Below are 17,369 nucleotides of genomic sequence, written 5' to 3'. Positions count from 1 at the left end.
GCTCATCTCCCCGGCGGCGCGGCTTCGGTGCGCGGCTCGGCGGCCAGGTGCTCGCCGACCCGCTTGACCAGCAGCGCCATCTCGTAGGCGATCTGGCCGATGTCGGCCTCGGCCTCGCTCAGCACGGCCAGGCAGCTGCCGTCACCGGCCGCCGTGATGAACAGGAACGCCTCGTCCAGTTCCACCATGGTCTGGCGGACTCCGCCGACCTTGAAGTGCCCGCCGGCGCCCTTGGCCAGGCTGTGGAATCCGGCCGCGACGGCCGCCAGGTGCTCGGCGTCCTCGCGGTCGAGGTCGCGGGAGGCGCCGGTGGCCAGGCCGTCGCTGGAGAGGATCACGGCGTGCCGCAGGGCCGCGACGCGCCCCACCAGGTCGTCCAGGAGCCAGTTGAGGTCCCCGGACGGCTGCGTCGAAGTGGTCATGAATCAGTTCCTTCCGATGGAGCGGGTGGTGCAGGTGGTGCTGTTGGTACGGGTGTTGTCGATGGTGCAGGTGTTCCCGGTGGTGCAGGGTTTGCCGGGTTCCGTCGGACGGGCGAGCCGGCCGGCACCCGACGGGCGAGCGGTGCCCGCGCACCGTCCGGCGGCGCGGACAGCGCCGCCGGGGCGGGTGCCGGACTGATCGCCCGCCGGGCGGGGTCCGGCGGCTGCCAGGCGGGTACTGCGGCGGGCCGGGCACTCGCCGGGGCCGACCTGGGCGTGGCGGCGCCGCGCCCTCGGGTGAAGCCGCGCTGGAACGAGGCGAAGGTGGCCCGCGCCTCCTCGGGCGAGCGCTCACGCGCCCGCTCGGCCTCCTGGGCCTCCCGGGCCCGTCGGGCGGCGAGGGCGGCCTCGTCCTCGGGCCCGTGGTCGGCCCGCTCCCGGAGGCGCTCCTTCAGCTGCTCCTTGAGCTGCGGCGCGAGGTTCGCCTGCCGGACCCGCCGGGGCAGCCCGCCCTCGGTCCGCGGGCCTGCGACCAACGGCGGGTCCGCGGGCCCGTCGACGACGGGAGCGGCCGCGGTCGGCTCGTCCCGACGGTGGCGCCCCGTCCCCGCACCGTCCTCGGCGTCCCTGGGCGGCGCGGGCACCAGCACCGGCCCGCCCTTGGTCCGCGAGGCCCGTCGCGGCAGCCCGCCCGGTGTCCGGGCCGGCTCGGGCGTGGACGGCCGTGGACCGCCGCTGCCCCGGTTCCGCTCGTCCTCCCCCGCGACGGAACCGGCCACAGACCCAGCACCGGCGCCGACACCGACGGCAGAGCCGGCAGCGGCCCGAGCCGCGCCCTCCGCCGCACCGCCGCCACCACCGCCACCACCGCCACCACCGCCACCACCGAGCGCGGGCACGGCGACCAGGTCGCGCTGTCCGCGCCGGACCGGGGCGGAGCGCTGTCCGGTGGGCGGCGGTTCGGGCAGGCCGTCCGGCGCCTCGGCGAGCAGTTCGCGCGGGATCAGCACGACCGCCGTCGTCCCGCCGTACGGGGACGGGCGCAGGTGGACCCGGATGCCGTGCCGCCGGGCCAGCCGGCTGACCACGAACAGGCCCAGCCGGTCGGTGTCGGCGAGGTCGAACTCCTGCTCCACGGCGAGGCGTTCGTTGGTTTCGGCGAGGAGTTGATCGCTCAGCCCGAGCCCGCGGTCGTCGATCTCCAGCGCGAATCCGTGCGCCACCACCTCACCCTGGACGGTGACTTGGGTGGTCGGCGGGGAGAACACCGCGGCGTTCTCGACGAGTTCGGCGATCAGGTGGGTGACGTCCGCGACGGCGCTGCCGAGCAGGCCGGTGCCGGGGAACGGCCGGACGATCACCCGGGCGTAGTCCTCGACCTCGCCGACCGCCGCACGGACCACATCCACCATCCGGACGGGCTTGCGCCAGGCACGCCCGGGCGAGCCGCCGGCGAGGATGATCAGGCCCTCGGCGTGCCGCCGCATGCGCGTGGTGAGGTGGTCGACCTTGAAGAGGTCGGCCAGCTCGGTCGGGTTCTCGGTGCGGCGCTCCATGGTGTCGAGCAGGGTGAGCTGGCGGTGCAGCAGCACCTGGCTGCGCCGGGCGAGGTTGACGAACACCGCCGAGACGCCGCGCCGCAGTTCGGCCTGTTCGACGGCGGCCTCGACGGCGGCCCGCTGGACGGCGTTGAAGGCCTGGCCGACCTGGCCTATCTCGGCCGCCCCGAAGCGCAGTTCGGGTGCCTCGGCCGCGACGTCCACCGCCTCGCCGCGGCGCAGCCGCAGCATGACGGAGGGCAGCCGGGCGCCGGCCAGTTCGTTGGCCGCGTTGCGCAGTCCGATCAGTTCGCGGGCGAGGCCGCGCCCGATCCGGAAGGAGATCAGCACCGACAGGACGACCGCGACCAGGCCGATCGCACCGGCGATGCCGCCGCGCCAGAGCAGCCCGATCGCGGCGGACCGTTCGCGCTCGCCGATCCCGTTGGCGATCCGGGTGTTGATCGAGGTGAGGTCGCCGAGCGCCCGGTCGGCGGTCTCCCGCCAGGAGTCGCCGTTGATCGCCTGGGCGACCCGCTCGGGGCCGCCGGCGCCGACGAAGTCCGCTTCGGCGCGGGCCAGCGCGGCCCAGGCCTCGCCGCCGCGCAGGGCGATGTAGTCGGACTGGTCCGCGGGTTCGAGTTCGGCGATGTAGACGGTGAACAGGGCCTGCTGGTTGTGCAGGGCGTCCAGGGCGACCTGGTACTGCTCGGCGGTGGGCTTGGCCGCCCCGCCGCGCAGGCCCTCCATCGCCGCGTCCTCCTGCGCGAGGTACTCGCGGGCGCGCACCAGCTCGATCAGGATGGTCCCCTGCCGCGGGAGTTGGCCGCTCTGCCGGGCGACGTAGGCGGACCGGAAGCCGAACACCGGCTTGACCAGGTCGCTGTACTGCCCCAGCGCGAACTCCCAGTTGAGCGCGGAGCGGCCGACCTGCGCGCGCAGCGGTCCGATCTGGTCGGCGGCGGCGATGATCTGCAGGAAGCGGCCGCGCTGGGAGCTGGAGAGCTTGCCGCCCGCGTGGTCCTTCTTCTGCCGCAGGACGTCGAGGCTGCGGTCGGTGGCGGCCTTGGCGTGTTCGTAGGCGTCCGTGGCGACCTGCGAGTTCGGGACGGCCAGTCGCTGGACGGCCGCGCGACGCTCGTTCTGCAGATCGTCGGCGTACCGGTCGACCGGGGTCCCGAACTCCTTGTACGTACGGCTGATCTCCAGCTGGCCCCAGACGTCTCCGGTGGTGGCGAAGGTCGCGTACACCCACAGCGCGGTGAGTGCGACGATGGGCACCAGGAGCAGCGCGATGATCTTCGCGCGGATCGAGCTGCTGCGCAGACGCATGGAGTCCTCGGTCGGGAAGTGCCAGGCGCGGACGGGGAGCGGTTCGGAGGAGCCGCGGGGCTCGGCCGGAAAAGGCTTGGGAAAGGGCTTCGGAAAGGGCTTCGGAAAGAGTTCGGGTGCGGGCTTCGGGAATCGGCTTCGGGGCTGGTCGGCGTGGATGGTGCGTCGTCGGATCGGGCCTGGCCGGGAGGCCCCCGGTCGCAGGTCTGCGAGAGCCTACTACGCCCTGACCACTCGTTCGAGGGTCGTACCAGTCCACTTCCCCGGCTTGCCCCGCACACGTCAGGATCGACTCCCGGTCACTGCGGGCTCGCGTCCGGATCATCCACCGCCGCCCGGTTTGCCCGGTCACCGAACGCACGCGGTTCCTCCTCGGCGGCGACACCTTCCGCAGGGACCGGTGCCGATCTCGTCGCGTCACGGTCACAACCCTGGGCAGTGACAGGCCGATCCGATAGTTTCGCTCCACCTGCGCGGCCCGGCACCGCCGCCACGGCCTCCGGCGCCGACACCGGTTCCGGCACCGGCGCGGGCAGTGCCGCCGCGAGACGCCAACGGGGGGAATGTGCGCGAGTTCACCACCCCCGCCGTGGCCGGGCCCGAGGCCACCGGAGGACTCGCCGACTCGCTGTACGACACCGCCGAACGCACACCGGACCTGGTGCAGTTGGCCCGCCGCGTCGGCCCGCCGGGCCCCGCCGACCCCGCCGAGCACCGGGACGGGCACCGGGACGAGTGGCAGGGCGTCACCGCGCGGGAGTTCCGCGACGAGGTGCTCGCCCTCGCCAAGGGCCTGCTCACCCGGGGCGTGCGCTACGGCGACCGGGTCGCCCTGATGTCCCGCACCCGCTACGAGTGGACGCTGTTCGACTACGCGCTCTGGTCGATCGGCGCGATCACCGTCCCGGTCTACCCCACGGCGGCGGCCGAGCAGGTGCGCTGGATCCTCGCCGAGACCCAGGCCGTGGCCTGCCTGGTCGAGGACGAGGACGCCGCGATGACGGTCGGCGCGGTCTGCGACGCGCTGCCCGACCTCACCGGCATCTGGCAGCTGGACCGCGACTGCGTCGCCGCGATCACCGAGGACGGCCGTGACGTGCCCGACTCGCTCGTCCACCGCCAGCGGCTCGGCGTCACGGCCGGGAACGTCGCCACGGTCGTCTACACCTCGGGCACCACCGGCCGCCCCAAGGGCTGCCTGATCACCCACGCCAACCTGGCCGCCGAGGCCGACGCGCTGCTCGGCGGCTGGCGGGAGGCCTTCCACGACACCGGCGGCGGACAGCCGTCCACCCTGCTGTTCCTGCCGCTGGCACACGTCTACGGACGGGCCGTGCAGGTCGCGGCGATCCGCGGCGGCTTCCGGATCGGGCACGTCCCCGAGGTCTCCACCGACGCCCTGCTGCCCGCGATGGAGTCCTTCCGGCCGACCTTCCTGCACGTCGTCCCGTACGTCTTCGAGAAGATCTTCCAGCAGGCCCGGCGGGCCGCCGAGGACGCCGGGCGCGGCGAACTCTTCGAACAGGCCCGGCAGGTGGCCGTCGACTGGGCCGCCGCCCGGGAGCAGAAGGCGTTCGGGCGCGGGCCCGGGCCCAGCCCCAAGCTGCGGCTGCGCCACCTCGCCTACGAGCGGACCGTCTACCAGCGGCTGCGGGCCGTACTCGGCGGCCGGGTGCGCAGCGTGATGTGCGGCGGCTCCGCGCTGCGCCGTGAACTCGGCCTCTTCTTCACCGGCGCCGGCCTGCACCTGTACGAGGGCTACGGGCTGACCGAGACGTCCGCCGCGATCACCGCCAACCCGATCGGGCGGCAGAAGCTGGGCACGGTCGGGCACCCGCTGCCGGGCTCGTCGGTGGCCCTCGCCGACGACGGCGAGGTCTGGGTGCGCGGCGGCTCGGTCTTCGGCGGCTACCTCAACCACCCGCAGTGCACGGCGGAGTCCCTGATCGACGGCTGGTTCGGGACGGGCGACCTGGGCCGGCTGGACGAGGACGGCTACCTGACCATCACCGGCCGCAAGAAGGACCTGATCGTCACCAGCAGCGGCAAGAACCTGGCCCCGTCGGCGCTGGAGGAGCGGGTGGCCGCGCACCCACTGGTCTCCCAGTGCCTGGTGGTGGGCGACGACCGCCCGTACGTGGCCGCGCTGATCACGCTCGACCCGGCGGCGCTGGCACACTGGTTGAAGACGCACGGGCTGGAGCAGCTGGACCCGTGGGCGGTGCTCGCGGACGAGCAGCTGCACACCGAGGTCCAGCGCGCGGTGGCGGCGGCGAACACGGCGGTGTCGCGGGCCGAGTCGATCCGCGCGTTCCGGCTGCTGCCCCGCGAGTTCAGCCAGGACCAGGGGCTGCTGACACCCTCCCTGAAGCTGCGCCGGGCGGCGATCGCCAAGTACTACGCCGATGACATCGCGGAGTTGTACGTCCCCTGACTGATCGTCTCGTCCCTTTTGTGGCAGGTGCGGTGGGCTTCGGTTCACCGGCCGTTCCCTTGACGGGCTGATTGGTCCAGTCCATTGTTTCTCCTCGGTCCGAGTGCGGCGCACCATCCGCTCCCGCCCCTCCGGGAGCACCCAGGTCCCGCGAGCCCGGTTCCAGAGGCCCGCCCCACGGGCCCGGTTCCAGGGTTCCGGTTCCAGGGTTCCGATTCCGCCACGCCCTCCCCACGGGCGTGTCCCCCACACGCAGGAGTCCTCTCGTGTCGATGTCCACGCGCCCGTCTGCGCGCCTGTCCGCGCGCCTGTCCGCGCTGGCCGCCTCCGTCGCGCTGCTCACCGCCTTCGCCGCCCCGGCGGCCTCCGCCGCCCCCGGGCCCGCCCCGGCCGACGCCCCGAGCGCCCCGAGCGGTCCGAACACCCCGAGCGGCCCGACCGTCAACCTGGCCACCAACCCCGGCTTCGAACTGCCCACCCCCGACCTCTCCGCCTGGGGCGCCGTCCCCGGCTGGAACTGCACCGGCGGCCCGGCCGAAGCCGCCGTCACCACCACCGCCGCGCACTCCGGCACCTCCGCGCTCACCGTCACGCCGGCCACCGCCGACTCCACCGGCGAGTGCGCGCAGACCGTGGCCGTCCAGCCCAACACCGCCTACACCGCCTCGGCCTGGGTCCGCGGCGCCTTCGTCTACCTGGGAGCCACCGGCACCGGCAGGGACGTCGCCCCGGCCTGGACCGAGACCACCGGCGGCGGCTGGCAGCAGCTCACCACCCGGTTCACCACCGGCCCGAACGCGCACAGCGTCCGGCTCTACGTCCACGGCTGGTACCAGCAGGGCCCGTTCTCGGTCGACGACGTCCGGGTGGACGGCCCCGCACCCGCCCCGGCCGTGGCCGCCGGATCCATACCCACCAGCGACAAGGTCGTCTTCTTCACCATCGACGACGGCTGGCAGCGCACCCCCGAGGCGGAGAAAGTCATCGCCGACCACCGGCTGCCGATCACCGCCTTCCCGCTGCCGATGCCGGCCGGCACCGACCCCGACTTCTTCCGGCGCGTCACGGCCGTACCCGGCTCCTCCATCCAGGACCACAGCGTCTCCCACTCCGACCTCAGCAAACTGCCGCTGGCGCAGCAGCAGATCGAGATCTGCGACGCCCGCGACGCCCTGACCCGCCAGTTCGGCACCACACCGGTGGCCTTCCGCCCGCCGTACTTCGCCTGGAACGCCGACACCCTTCAGGCCGCCGCCAACTGCGGCATCCGCACCGTGCTCACCGCCGACGCGGACTTCAGCTGGGGCGCGTCCAACATCTGGCACCCGGGCCTGCTTCAGCCGGGCGACGTCGTCCTGATGCACTGGACCGACACCCTCGCCGCCGATCTCCAGCGCGCCCTCGCCGCTGCCGACGCGGCCGGGCTCAAGCCGGCCGGCCTGGTCGACTACCTGCGCTGACGCGTCGCCGTCGGCGGGCTCCCCAGAGAGCCCGCCGACGGGGGCACCCACTCGCGGGGCTCCCGTCCACCGGCGGCCGGGCTCAGCCGAAGACGTGCGCCATCCAGCCGCGCAGGCGCTCGTCGAAGTCGGCGACGCCGGTGAGGTCCCGCGTCGGCGGCCCCGCGTCGGCGATCTTTCGGCGGCGATCTTGCTCGTTGACAGGGCGTCCGCGCGTGGCTCTAATGGGGGCGTGCAGCGCGGCGCCGGCCACAGAGTAGTGGGCCGGCCGGCAGCCGAGCGAGCACCTTTATCCGAGGGACGATGCGCGATGAGTACTTTCTCCGCTGCCCTGATCTGACGTAGGCGGTCACCGTGGTGTCCGCGTGCACGCCCGTGCACCGCGTGTGGCCGTGACTCCCAACCCCTGCAGGAGACTTCACCCACACCTATGTCCATGTCCACGAACCATGTCAACCAGTTCAACCAGAGCGTCATCGAGGAGTTCCGCGCCAACGGCGGGCGGGTCGGCGGCCCGTTCGAGGGCGGCGACCTGCTGCTGCTCACCACCGCCGGGGCCAGGTCGGGCAAGCCGCACACCGTGCCGCTCGGGTACGTCCGGGCCGAGGGACTGCTCCTGGTCGTCGCCTCCGCCGCCGGGGCGCCGGACCACCCGCAGTGGTACCGCAACCTGCTCGCCCGACCGGTGGTCCGGGTCGAACTCGGCTCCGAGGCGTTCGACGTGATCGCCGTACCCGCCGAAGGCGCCCGCCGGGAACGACTGTTCGCGGCCGTCGTCCGGCAGGCACCCGGGTACGGCGACTACCAGGCGAACACCGACCGGGAACTGCCGGTGGTCGTCCTGGAACGACCCGAGACACCCGCGCGCGAGGTGCGCAGCCTCGCCGACAAGCTGCTGGAGGCCCACACCTGGCTGCGTGCGCAGCTGCGCCACGTCCGGGAGGAGACGCACTCGCACGTCGCGGGCCGCCCGACCGGCCTCGGGCTCCAACTGCGCCAGCACTGCCTCGCCTTCTGCGAGGGGCTGACGCACCACCACAGCGGCGAGGACGCCGCGATCTTCCCCGCGCTCGCGCGCAACCACCCGGAGCTGGCCGGGGTGCTGGAACAGCTGGGCGAACAGCACCTGGTGATCGGGCGGATCAAGGAGGAGCTGGTGGCACTGCTGACCGGGATCGAGGTCACCGAACCGGACCGGCTCCGGGCCGAGTTGGACCGGATGTCGGCCGAGCTGGAGGCACACCTCGACTACGAGGAAGCGGAACTGCTCCCGACGCTCGCCGGGATCCCGTTCCCGCCGCTCCGGCCCGGTCCGGCCCGGGACTGAGACGCACGAATGCCGTCGGCCCCTCTCCCCACGCTCGGGGAGAGGGGCCGACGGCCCACGAGCCGGTTCGGCGGCGTCCTGGAGCGACGGCCTACCGACGCGACGGTCCCACCTATGTGACAGGCCTGCCGATGCGACGGCCTACCGGCGCGAAGCCGTTACGACTGGGTGAAGACCGGGAGGTAGCCACCGGACTGGCCGGCGGCCTTCGGGTGGTAGCTCTCGTCGACCGGCAGGGTGGCGCTGTTCAGCCAGGTGGTCTGCGAGCCGCAGATCTCGTGCTCGGTGAAGATGCTGCGCACGTCGCCGAAGCTGAAGCCGGCGTTGGCGACCCGCTTGGCGATGACCTCGTCCAGCGTGTCGGCGGCGCCGTTGATCGCGGCGCGCTTGGTGTCACTGATGCCGAGGATGCAGCTGCCGCCGATCTTGTAGAGGTGCGGGTAGCCCAGCACCACCACGTGGGCGTTCGGCGCCTTGGTGTGGATCGTCGAGTACACCTTGTCCAGCTGGGCGGGCAGGGTGTTGCGGGCGTAGTTCTGGGCCGCGCTGACGGCGCTGAGGCAGGTGCTGTCCGACTCCAGCACGCAGGTCTTCATGGTGTCGGCGAAGCCGGCGTCGTTGCCGCCGACCGACAGGCTGACCAGCGTGGTGCTGGAGCTCAGCGCGGAGATCTGGTTGCTGAGGACGTCTCCGGTTCTGGCGCCGGAACACGCGACGAACGAGAAGGACGACGGCGAGTGCGCGTTCTTCCACAGGTACGGGTAGGCGTTGGTGCTTCGCTTGCAGTTGCCGCTGTCGCTCAGGTAGCTGCCGGCACCGACACCGGCGGAGTAGGAGTCCCCGAGGGCGACGTAGTTGACGCTCGCCGCATTCGCGGATGAAGCGGTGAACAACGTGGTCAGAGTGAGCAGAGCCGCTATCGCGGCAACGGACATGGCGCGCGCTGGACGGAGCATGGCACCTCCTGGTGTGGTACGGGTCACAGAAGTGATACCAGGCAGTAGGTGAACCGGGAAGCGGTCATGCCAAGGACATTGACGGGCAGTCCGACAACGCAGAAGTGAACCATCGGCCACAGGGCGTGAGTTGGCGCTGGTCAGCGCCGGTGTACGCCGACCGACGTCGGTCATCGCGCGTAGACAGTGGTCGGTGAAAAAGTCAGCGAGTGGTCAGTTGGTAGTCAGGGCGCGGCCAGGACACCGTTACGACACGGCCATCGCCAGGCCACCCCGCCGTACGACGCGTCGCGTCGCGCCGGGGCTCGCCACGGCACAGCGCGGCACGAACCGCCACGAACCGGCACGACACGACCCGACTCCGCGCGAACCGACTTCTCACGCAAGGGCGTCAGCGCGCGCGGGCTCCGGCGCACGCGGGCTCCAGCTCGAAGCCCTGACCGTGGATCACGCGGACGGCACCGTCACCCGGCAACCCCTCCTCCGGCTACGCGAGGCCCGGGTGAGACTCGCTCGGGCACACCGCATCCGGGCGGACGGCCTCCGGGTAACCGGCGTCCGGACACACGGCATCCGGGTAGACGGCGCCGGGGAAGACCACGCAGCCCTCCACCGGCAGCTCCTCGATCGCCTCGTTCGCGGCGACCGGCACGCCGAGCCGACGGGCGGCGGTGGAGACCGCCACCCGGGCCTGGCGCAGCCCGGGCGCGCCCCAGCCGAGCAGTTCGACGGCGAGTCCGGGCGCGACCAGCAGCCGCCGGTAGTGCCGGCCGGAGGCCGGGTCGGCCGCGCTCGGGCCGACCGCGCGCAGCGCCGCCGCCATCCGGACCCGCGCACACTCGTGCCCGCCGTTGGCCGAGCCGACCCGGTCGTAGAGGTAACCGAGGTAGTACGGTCGGCCGATCACGGCCTGGGCCTCCTCGGCCGCCTCCCGGGCCAGCGCGGAGGCCGGATCCCCGGCGTCCTCCGGTTCCAGCGAGCCGCCGGGGAGCGAGCAGATCCCGTCCCTGGGGTTGACCAGGGTCAGCACCCGCCCGTCCGGAGCGAACAGCCACCCCCAGGACTGCTTCACCGGCAGCCCCTCGGGCACCTGCTCGCCCGGCCGCCACGGCCACCCCGCCGTGGGACGCCGGCGCACCCTGCCGAGCAGCTCGGCGATCTCCGCGCTGTACTCGATCCGGCTCATGCGTCCCCCTCTCGCTGTCGGGCTCGCCGGACCGGCAGTGCGCGGGACGGACCTGCGGAGCACGGTACGGAGCGGAGCGGCCGGAGCGGCGGCGTGGGGCACCGCACGCTCCTGCTGTTGATCTTCTCCGAATCTTCCCCGAACAGGCGGTCGATGAACAGTCCCCAGCGCCGCATGGTGGATGGCAGGGGTGGAAACCCCCTGATCACCCCAGCGGCCCACCCCCCTCCTCCGACGGGGAAGCGGGCTCCGGGAAGCCCGGCAGCGGGAAGCCCGGTCGCGGGACCACCCCGGGCGGGAACGGCAGCCCGCGCGCGGCGTCGTCGGCCAGCTCGTCGAACACCTCGTGCACCGTCATCGGCCGCAACCGCCCGCCGGCCAGCGCCCAACCGCGCACCCACGGCCCGTCCGAGGCCGAGGCCCCGGGCGCCGGGAGACCCGGATCGCCGTGCAGCAGCAGCGCCCCCGCCCCGCCGCCAGCGACCCCCGCCGCCAGCGTCACGCAGAACGCCTCGGTGTCCCGCCCGGCGGGGTAGAGGCCGCCCGCCTCCACGCAGACCTCCACCGCCGAGCTGAGCTGCTCGCCGTCCTCCGGGCCGTGGCAGCGCAGCGTCAGCAGGTGGCAGCCCTCCCCCGCGCCCTCGGCCAGCGCGAGGTAGGCCGACGTCACGTACCCCATCACCGCCGCCAGCCGCCGCTGCCCGTCCGGGTCGTCGCCGACCGCCTCCAGCAGGGCCACGCCCGCGACGGACATCCGCACCCGCGCCCGGTGGTCGTCCAGCAGGACCGGGAGCAGTTCGGCCAGCCGCTCCCCCGCGTAGACGAAGGGCTCCCCGGCCAGCTCCGGATCGCCCGCGTACGCGACCCGGGCGGCGGGCGTCCGGGGGTCGAGGCCGAGCGCCGTGCAGTAGTCCTCGTAGTCACCCGCCTCCAGGACCCGCAGGTGCACCTCCAGGCCCTGCGCGTGCAGGACCCTCAGCTGCTCCTCCGAGCGCCGCAGGTACTCCTGGTGGGCGAGCCGGCCGAACAACCCGTACCGCGCGAGGCCGGCGAAGTCGGACGCAGCCGCCGCCACCGCGACCGCCACCGGCTGCGGCGGCGGAGCACCCCGGGCCCGCCCGCCACGGCGCCCCCGCGCACCGGCCCCGCCCGCACGCCCTCCCGGCGGCCGGTCACCACCGGACGGCCGGGCCCCGCCGGGAGCACCCGGCCCACCGTCCGCCCCGGCCCGCCGCCCGGCGCGCAGCAGCACCCGCCGGCGGACCCGCGACCGCCCGAAGACATCGACGGCCACGGAACCCCGGCAGCCCCCACAACGCCCCGCACAACGCTCCGCAACCTCGGAGCCCTCACGACCCAACGACCACACCCGCATGGTTCCTCCCACCGACTAGCCCAGCACCGGACACCGCCGACCGCTCCGACCCCGGAACCGCCGACGTCGAGGAACATACACAGAGCCACTGACAATCCACCCCGAGTAATCGAACACGCGCGTCCCAGGACCCCGGGCCTCCCGATCCGGACGGGATTGTCAGTACCGGACGTCAGGGTCGGGAACCATGCGACTGCCGCATGGAGACACAGCCCAATGGGCGGCAGCTTTTGGCGCACCAGTAGATCTGGCCGCAAAAGCAGCGAGTTGGATGGACCACTTCTGGACGACGATCCAGCTGTGAACGGGTGCGCCTTACAACGGCAAATGCCCGCCGGTGCAGGGGCACCAGCGGGCAATCCCGAAATATCATTCCTCGAAGCGCTTGCCGCTCCAGCCCGCCGGAGTCACAACGGTGTTGCGTGCTCCGCCGTTGACCCAGTGCCAGTTGGCGGTGCTGGCCTCGCCGGTCCGTCCGGGCACGGAGGCCTGAGCGTGGGCCTCCCCGGTGCCGACCGGAACGGCCGCACCCGTCGCAGGGAAAGCCGTGACGACTGCCGTGCTTTCCGCACCCGTCTGGGCAAGCGCCACACCGGCACCGAGGCTGAACAGCGCAGTTGCCGCTACGCCAACTACTACACGCTTGATCACTATGGTTCTCCAAGGACTCGAAGGGGTCAGTTCTCACAGTGGACCAGCGGCCAGTAGACATTCGATCAACGCCAGTTGTGCGGCGAATCTCGGGGGCCTCGTGAAACAAGGAAAGCGGGCCCCACCCGAGAAGGCGGAGCCCGACCCGTTTTCCTTGGGATCCACGATCCGGATCACCGCCGACGTCTGCGGCCGCCTGTCCCCTGATGCGGGTGAGAGGCTGAGGGCTGTGATGGACGGGGCTCTGTCGGTGGGTCCTGTGATACTCGGTACTGACCAGGCGCCGGCCACGTGACCGGTGCTGACTCGGCGCTGACTCGGAGGACATGGAAGTGGCAAACGTGCAGGTAGGGGCGCTGTAGTGCGACTGCTGCATACCTCCGACTGGCATCTGGGCCGTTCCTTCCACCGGGAGAGCCTGCACGACGCCCAGCGCGCCTTCCTGGACCACCTGGTGGACGTGGTCCGGGCAGAGCGCGTGGACGCCGTGCTCGTCGCCGGGGACGTGTACGACCGGGCGCTGCCGGGCCTGGACGCGGTCGCCCTGTTCGACGACGTGCTGCACCGGCTGGCCGGGCTGGGCGTGCCGACGGTGTTCATCAGCGGCAACCACGACTCGGCCCGCCGCCTCGGCGTCGGCGCCGGGTTGATCGGCCGGGCCGGCATCCACCTGCGCACCGACCCGGGCGAGTGCGCCGCCCCGGTGCTGCTGGCGGACGAGCACGGGCCGGTGGCGGTCTACGGGCTGCCGTACCTGGAGCCGACGCTGGTGCGCGAGCGGTTCGGGCTGGAGCGCGGCGGGCACGCGGCGGTGCTCGGCGCGGCGATGGACCTGGTCCGGGCCGATCTCGCGGCCCGCCCGGCCGGCACCCGCGCGGTGGTGCTGGCGCACGCCTTCGTCACCGGCGGCACGGCGAGCGACAGCGAGCGGGACATCGCGGTCGGCGGCGTCGCCTCGGTGCCCGCCTCCGTCTTCGACGGCGTGCACTACGCCGCGCTCGGCCACCTGCACGGCTGCCAGACCCTCGCCCCGCACCTGCGCTACAGCGGCTCGCCGCTCGCCTACTCCTTCTCCGAGGTGGACCAACGCAAGACCATGTGGCTGGTCGACCTCGCGGCCGACGGCTCGGTCGCCGCCGAGCGCGTCGACTGCCCGCGCCCGCGCCCGCTCGCCACCCTGCGCGACAGCCTCGACGCGCTGCTCACCAAGGACGAGTACGCGCCGTACGAGCAGGCCTGGGTGCAGGCGACGCTCACCGACGCGGCCCGCCCGAGCGAGCCGATGGAGAAGCTGCGCCGCCGCTTCCCGCACACCCTCCAACTGCTCTTCGACCCCGAGGAGAGCGAGGCCGAACCCTCCCGGTCGTACGCGGCCCGGGTCAGCGGCCGGGCCGACCTGGAGATCGCGGAGGGCTTCCTGCGGCACGTGCGCCCGGGTGCCGAGCCGGAGCCGGACGAGCTGGGCTGGCTGCGCGCCGGGTTCGAGAGCGTCCGGGAGACCACCGACCGGAAGGCGGACCTGCCCCGATGAGGCTGCACCGGCTCACCGTCAGCGCGTTCGGCCCGTTCGCGGGCAGCGAGAGCGTCGACTTCGACGCGCTCGCCGCCGGCGGCCTGTTCCTGCTGCGCGGCGCCACCGGCGCGGGCAAGAGCAGCGTGCTGGACGCGGTCTGCTTCGCCCTCTACGGCGACGTCCCCGGCACCCGGCGGGCCAACCGGCTGCGCAGCGACCACGCCGAGGCGCGCAGGCTGACCGAGGTCCGGCTGGAGCTGACGCTCGGCGGGCGGCGGCTGCAGATCACCCGGCTGCCGGAGCAGCGGCGGCCGAAGAAGGTCGGCACCGGCACCACCGTCGAGCGGCCGCAGACCCTGCTGCGCGAGTGGGCCGCCGACGCGGGGGACGGCACGCCCGGCTGGCGGGCGGTGAGCAAGTCGCACCAGGAGGCCGGGGAGGAGATCCACCGGCTGATCGGCATGAACCGGGAGCAGTTCTGCCAGGTGGTGCTGCTGCCGCAGGGCGACTTCGCCCGCTTCCTCAAGGGCGACTCGGAGGAGCGCGGCAAGCTGCTGCGGCGGCTGTTCGACACGGAGCGGTTCCAGCACGTCGAGGGGTGGCTCGCGGAGCAGCGGCGCGTCCAGGAGGCCGCTGTCCAGGCCGGCCGTCGCCGTCTGCGGGATCTCGCCAGCAAGGCCGAGCAGGCGGCCGGCCCGGGCGCCGAGCCCGCCGAGGGCTGGGTGCCGGCCGAGGAGGACGCCGCCGACCTGACCGCCGGGGTGCTCGGCTGGGCGGCGATCCTGCGCAGCGGCGCAGCCGAACAGCGCACCGTCGCCGGGGCCGCGCTGGCAGGCGCCGAGGAGGCGCAACGCGCCGCCCAGGGCGAGCGCGCGGCCGCCGAGGAGCTGGCCGGGCGGCAGCACCGCCACCGGCAGGCGCTGTTCCAGGCCGACCGGCTGGCCGCGTTCGAGCCCGAGGCGGCCCGGGACGGCCGGCGGCTGGCGGCGGCGCAGGCGGCCGTCGGGGTGGAGTCCGCGCTGCGGCTGCACGAGGGCGCGGCCGAGGCGCACCGGCGGGCCCGGGAGGCCGAGCGACGGCACCGCGAGGTGCTGGCCGGCGCCGGCGGCGCGGGCAGCGCTGCCGCCGGGGGTCCGGCACTCGCCGAAGCGGGGACCGCCGAGCTGGCCGAGGCCGAACGCGAACTGCGGGCCGGGCTGGTCCGGCTGGAGGCCGCCGGGGCGGAGGAGCGGCGCTGCGCCGAACTCGCCCGCGAGCAGCGGAGCCTGGACGAGGAGCGCCGGCGGGCCGACGAGCTCGCCGAGGAGGCCGAGGACTGGCTGGCCGAGTACGACGCGCGGCTCGGCGGCCTCCAGGAGCAGCAGGACCGGGCCCGGGCGGCGGGCGCACTGGTCGAGCAACTCGACGGCCGACGGGCCGAGTTGAGCACCCGCCTGGACGCCGCCCGGGAGCGCGACGGCCTGCGGGCCGAGATCGCCGCCGCCGAGCCGCGCACCGCCGCCCTGCGCACCGCCGCGCTGGACGCCCGCGAGTACGGCCTCGGCCTGCGCGAGCGGCGGCTGGCGGGCATGGCCGCCGAGCTGGCCGAGCAACTGCGCACGGGCGAAGCGTGCCGGGTCTGCGGCTCACCCGAACACCCGGCACCCGCCGAGACCGCCGACGGCCGGGTCGGCGCCGACGACGAGGAGCGTGCCCGCCGGGCCCAGGCCGCCGCCGAACAGGCCTGGACGGCAGCGGACCAGGCCCTCACCGCGCTGCGGGTCCGCGAGGCCACCGCCACCGGCGCAGCCGGGCCGGAGGGCGCCGACGCGCTCGCGCAGGCCCTCGCCGAGCTGGACCGCGAGCACCGCGAGGCACTGCACTCGGCGGAGGCGCTCGGCCGGGTCGAGCAGGAGATCGCCCGTTTGTCGGCCGACCGGGACCGCCGGCTCGCCGAGCTGCGCGAGGCCCGGGAGCGCGCCGCCGTCCGTACCGACCGGCTCCAGGCGCTCCGGCACGAACAGCGCGAGCTCGCCGCACGGGTGGCCGTGGCCCGGGGCGAGGCGGCCTCCGTCGCCGCGCGGGCGGCCGCGCTGGAGCGGCTGGTCGAGCGGGTCGCCGCCGTGGCCGAGGCCTCGCGGGCCTGTGCTCAGGCGCTGGCCCGGCTCGGGGACGCCGAGGGCGAGCTCGCCGAGGCCGCGGCCGCAGCGGGCTTCCCGAGCCCCGAGGAGGCCCTGGCCGTGCTGCTCCCCCGCGCGGAGCGCGAGCGGCTGGCAGCCCGACTGGAGCGGCACCGGACGGAGTCCGCCGCCGTCCGGCACGAACTCGCGCTGCCCGATCTGGCCGAGGCCGCGGCCCGTCCGCCGGTCGACCTGCCCGCCGCCGCGGCCGCGCTCGGCGCCGCCACCGACCGGCTGGGCCGGGCCCACGCCGACCGCTCGGCGGCCGACGAACGGTGCGCGGCACTGGCCTCGATCGGTCGGCAACTGGCCGACCTCGCGGACGAGTTGGCCCCGGCGCTGGCCCGGTACGGGCGGATCAACCGGCTCGCGGCGCTGGCCGCCGGCACCTCCACCGAGAACCGGCTCCGGATGCGCCTGGAGTCCTACGTCCTGGCGGCCCGGCTGGAGCAGGTCGCGGCGGCGGCCAGCGACCGGCTGGTCCGGATGTCCGGCGGCCGCTACACCCTGGTGCACAGCGACGACCGGGGCACCGGCAACAAGCGCTCGGGCCTGGCCCTGCGGGTGGTCGACGCCTGGACGGGCACCGAGCGGGACACCGCGACGCTCTCCGGGGGCGAGAGCTTCTTCGCCTCCCTCGCCCTGGCCCTGGGCCTGGCCGACGTGGTCACCGACGAGGCCGGCGGCATGCCGCTGGACACCCTGTTCATCGACGAGGGCTTCGGCACGCTCGACGAGCAGTCCCTGGAGGAGGTGATGGACGTCCTCGACGGCCTGCGTGAACGCGACCGGGCGGTCGGCATCGTCAGTCACGTCGCCGACCTGCGCACCCGCATCCCCGCCCAGCTCCTGGTCCGCAAGGGGCGACGCGGCTCGACCCTGGCCCTGGCCGGGAGGGAGGACGCCTAAGGACCGCTCAGGGACACTGCCAGCGGCTTTGAGGAGGCCTTCCGGGGCCTTCTGCCCCCAGCATCGCCGCAGGTCAACGGCTTTCAGGCGCCGTCAAGCCGGTGGCA

11 protein-coding genes are annotated in these 17,369 nt (G+C 74.1%); 5 read left to right on the top strand and 6 right to left on the bottom strand.

Going from position 1 to position 17,369, the window contains the following annotated elements:
• Positions 1-2: 2 nt before the first annotated feature.
• Both ACFWPI_RS32945 and ACFWPI_RS32940 read right to left on the bottom strand, forming a co-directional pair.
• Entirely contained in the window at positions 3-422 is a 420-nt protein-coding gene (locus ACFWPI_RS32945) for a roadblock/LC7 domain-containing protein (RefSeq protein WP_063349983.1), read from the bottom strand.
• Complete coding sequence (locus ACFWPI_RS32940) at positions 419-3,292, bottom strand: nitrate- and nitrite sensing domain-containing protein (protein WP_380376901.1); 2,874 nt, start codon at positions 3,290-3,292, stop codon at positions 419-421. The genes ACFWPI_RS32945 and ACFWPI_RS32940 overlap by 4 nt, the downstream gene beginning before the upstream one ends.
• Positions 3,293-3,857: 565 nt before the next feature.
• Here ACFWPI_RS32940 and ACFWPI_RS32935 point away from each other — a divergent pair.
• The 3 genes from ACFWPI_RS32935 (at position 3,858) to ACFWPI_RS32925 (ending at position 8,513) form a co-directional block, all read left to right on the top strand.
• Entirely contained in the window at positions 3,858-5,726 is a 1,869-nt protein-coding gene (locus tag ACFWPI_RS32935) for an AMP-dependent synthetase/ligase (protein ID WP_380376904.1), read from the top strand.
• A 272-nt stretch (positions 5,727-5,998) separates the two neighbouring features.
• Positions 5,999-7,186 carry a polysaccharide deacetylase family protein gene (locus ACFWPI_RS32930; protein WP_380376950.1) on the top strand — a complete coding sequence of 396 codons (1,188 nt, stop codon included), beginning with the start codon at positions 5,999-6,001 and terminating at the stop codon, positions 7,184-7,186.
• A gap of 436 nt (positions 7,187-7,622) precedes the next feature.
• Positions 7,623-8,513, top strand: coding sequence for a nitroreductase/quinone reductase family protein (locus ACFWPI_RS32925; RefSeq protein WP_380376906.1), 891 nt, complete (start codon positions 7,623-7,625; stop codon positions 8,511-8,513).
• Positions 8,514-8,671: 158 nt separating this feature from the next.
• Here the strand turns inward: ACFWPI_RS32925 and ACFWPI_RS32920 are convergent, their stop codons facing one another.
• The 4 genes from ACFWPI_RS32920 to ACFWPI_RS32905 form a co-directional block, all read right to left on the bottom strand.
• Positions 8,672-9,469 carry an SGNH/GDSL hydrolase family protein gene (locus tag ACFWPI_RS32920; RefSeq protein ID WP_380376909.1) on the bottom strand — a complete coding sequence of 266 codons (798 nt, stop codon included), beginning with the start codon at positions 9,467-9,469 and terminating at the stop codon, positions 8,672-8,674.
• A 487-nt stretch (positions 9,470-9,956) separates the two neighbouring features.
• On the bottom strand, positions 9,957-10,655 hold the full coding sequence (locus tag ACFWPI_RS32915; RefSeq protein ID WP_380376912.1) for a hypothetical protein: 699 nt from the start codon (positions 10,653-10,655) through the stop codon (positions 9,957-9,959).
• A gap of 205 nt (positions 10,656-10,860) precedes the next feature.
• Positions 10,861-11,730 carry a hypothetical protein gene (locus ACFWPI_RS32910; protein ID WP_380376915.1) on the bottom strand — a complete coding sequence of 290 codons (870 nt, stop codon included), beginning with the start codon at positions 11,728-11,730 and terminating at the stop codon, positions 10,861-10,863.
• Positions 11,731-12,399: 669 nt separating this feature from the next.
• Positions 12,400-12,681 (bottom strand): hypothetical protein, encoded by a 282-nt coding sequence (locus ACFWPI_RS32905; RefSeq protein ID WP_380376917.1) that lies wholly within the window; start codon positions 12,679-12,681, stop codon positions 12,400-12,402.
• A gap of 361 nt (positions 12,682-13,042) precedes the next feature.
• On the opposite strand from ACFWPI_RS32905, the gene ACFWPI_RS32900 reads away from it, so the two are divergent.
• Together ACFWPI_RS32900 and ACFWPI_RS32895 are read left to right on the top strand one after the other, a co-directional pair.
• Positions 13,043-14,212, top strand: coding sequence for an exonuclease SbcCD subunit D (locus ACFWPI_RS32900; protein WP_063349975.1), 1,170 nt, complete (start codon positions 13,043-13,045; stop codon positions 14,210-14,212).
• On the top strand, positions 14,209-17,262 hold the full coding sequence (locus ACFWPI_RS32895; protein WP_380376920.1) for an AAA family ATPase: 3,054 nt from the start codon (positions 14,209-14,211) through the stop codon (positions 17,260-17,262). Before ACFWPI_RS32900 ends, ACFWPI_RS32895 begins: the two co-directional genes overlap by 4 nt.
• The last annotated feature ends 107 nt before the right edge of the window (positions 17,263-17,369 follow it).

The sequence above is a fragment of the Kitasatospora sp. NPDC058492 genome (genome assembly GCF_042720685.1).
Classification (GTDB): Bacteria; Actinomycetota; Actinomycetes; order Streptomycetales; family Streptomycetaceae; genus Kitasatospora.
The sequence above is the reverse complement of the archived record's forward strand: the minus strand, read 5'-3'. Positions and strand labels throughout refer to the sequence as shown.